This window comes from Banduia mediterranea (assembly GCF_031846245.1).
Taxonomy (GTDB): domain Bacteria; phylum Pseudomonadota; class Gammaproteobacteria; order Nevskiales; family Nevskiaceae; genus Banduia; species Banduia mediterranea.
The window spans coordinates 1-1,803 of sequence record NZ_JAVRIC010000052.1 but is presented as its reverse complement, the minus strand read 5'-3'; the positions used below and the strand labels follow the sequence as shown (position 1 = coordinate 1,803).

Annotated in this window: 3 protein-coding genes; all 3 read left to right on the top strand. The window is 54.4% G+C overall.

What is annotated here, in order from left to right; all coding sequences use genetic code 11:
- Positions 1–117: 117 nt before the first annotated feature.
- Complete coding sequence (locus RM530_RS18290) at positions 118–519, top strand: MbcA/ParS/Xre antitoxin family protein (RefSeq protein ID WP_311366705.1); 402 nt, start codon at positions 118–120, stop codon at positions 517–519.
- Positions 516–1,208 (top strand): RES family NAD+ phosphorylase, encoded by a 693-nt coding sequence (locus RM530_RS18285; protein ID WP_311366704.1) that lies wholly within the window; start codon positions 516–518, stop codon positions 1,206–1,208. The genes RM530_RS18290 and RM530_RS18285 overlap by 4 nt, the downstream gene beginning before the upstream one ends.
- 5 nt (positions 1,209–1,213) lie before the next feature.
- On the top strand, positions 1,214–1,803 hold a 590-nt coding region (locus tag RM530_RS18280), incomplete at its 3' end, for a 3'-5' exonuclease (RefSeq protein WP_311366703.1).

Here is a 1,803-nt window from a genome sequence, read left to right as displayed (position 1 = left end):
GGCTTCTACATAAGAGCCGAAAAGTATCTCTGATACAGTTGACTGTAACAATACAGCTTGCTAGTTTGTATTAGGTAACTGTAACGATACAGTTAAGAGGTTAAAAAGGAGGTAAGCATGATCGCTCAAGCCGAACAACTGCTGCAGCGTGGTTCTAGTGTTACCAGCTCACTGCTGCCGGCGATTTTCAATATCTTCAGCCAATGGCGTCTGACCGGTGCTCAGCAGATGACTCTGCTGGGGCTCAGCAACGAGAAGACTCTCTATAACTGGAAGAACCAGCCGGAAAAGGCAAAGCTGACGCGGGATCTGTTGGAACGGGCCAGCTACATTCTCGGGATCTACAAGTCTCTGCAAATCTTGCTGCCCGATCAGGCATTGGCCGACCAGTGGCTGGCTACCCCCAACGACAATCCGCTGTTCAATGGCACAGCGCCGCTGGACCGGTTGCTGGCCGGGCAGGTGGTGGACCTGGCTGCGGTCAGAAATTTCCTTGATGCGGAGCGAAGTGGCTGGTGATCGATATCGAAACGCTACCCGCTAGCGAGGTCAATGAACCTGTCTATAGGGTCATTCTGTCACGCTATCCTCAGATTCATCTGTTCGAGCGCGTCTCCAGCCCACAGGATTGGGACGTGCTCTATGCCGTGGAGTCCCTCACCAACCCCAGGCTACGGGATGAAGTGGGTGATATTCGCCTGGTGCCACCGGAAGACCGAGTGTATGGCGATGGCGCTTCCTGGATCATGGCGGCCTTCACTCACCCGCCGGTGGATGGACGTGGTGGCCGCTTCAATCGGGATTTCGGTATCTACTATTGCGCCGCGGATGAGACGGTCTCCATCGCCGAATCATCCTTTCATCGGGCACGATTTCTACGTGAATCCAGAATCGACAAGACCACCCAGGAGATGCGCGTTATCCGCGCGCAGCTGGGGCCGACAACCCTTCACGATGTACGGCACCTGGTCGGAAACGCTATCTACGATCCCGACGATTACGGCGAAGCACAGACACTGGGCGATACGCTGCGGGCTGCTAATAGCTTGGGCATTCACTACCAAAGCGTGAGAGCGAAAGGGGAGTGCTACGGAGTGATGCGGCCCAAGGCGCTCACGGATGCCATCCACTGGCGCTATCTGCGTTACCACTATGGACAGGGGTCAGTTGTGAATGTTGAATCTCTGAACGGCAGTGGCAGGAGGTGAGGGCAATGTATAAAGAGTTGCTGTGGATCTTCACCCAACTCCCTGACGATTACATCGTCCTCGATACCGAAACCAGCGGGCTCCCTGATGAAAACGGCCCGCCGGATATCGTGACACTTGGCATCACTGTGGTGAGGTATCGGAAGATCGGAGCATCCGTCGAGTTTAAAATCCGGCCACAAAAGCCAATATCAGCAGAAGCACAGTCGATACACGGCATTACCAACGAACAGGCCGGCGATTTCGACTCCTTCAACTCCCAATGGAACCGGATTGCCGATTACCTGAAAGATCAGCTCATCGTCATCCACAACGCCAGTTTTGACTGGCCGATCCTGCTGGATCACGTTGCCCGATACGATTTATCACTGCCGCCAATTCAAGGTGTGTTTTGTAGTCAGAAAGCAGTCATTCCTTGGGCGCAGGCAGCGAATTTGCCGTGCAGTCACAGAGGGCCATCGTTAGATGCGTTGACCAAGGCGCTTGGCGTTGAAGATCTCAGGGCAAAGATCGGTGGAACTCATGGAGCGGCAATAGACAGTCAGCAGACTGCTTTGGTGGTGGAAGTCATGAGGGGATCCGGGTCCATGCTGAA

Bases quoted from the DNA above. Each gene is read 5' to 3' on its own strand.
- RM530_RS18290 (WP_311366705.1), top strand. From the start codon at position 118: ATGATCGCTCAAGCCGAACAACTGCTGCAGCGTGGTTCTAGTGTTACC.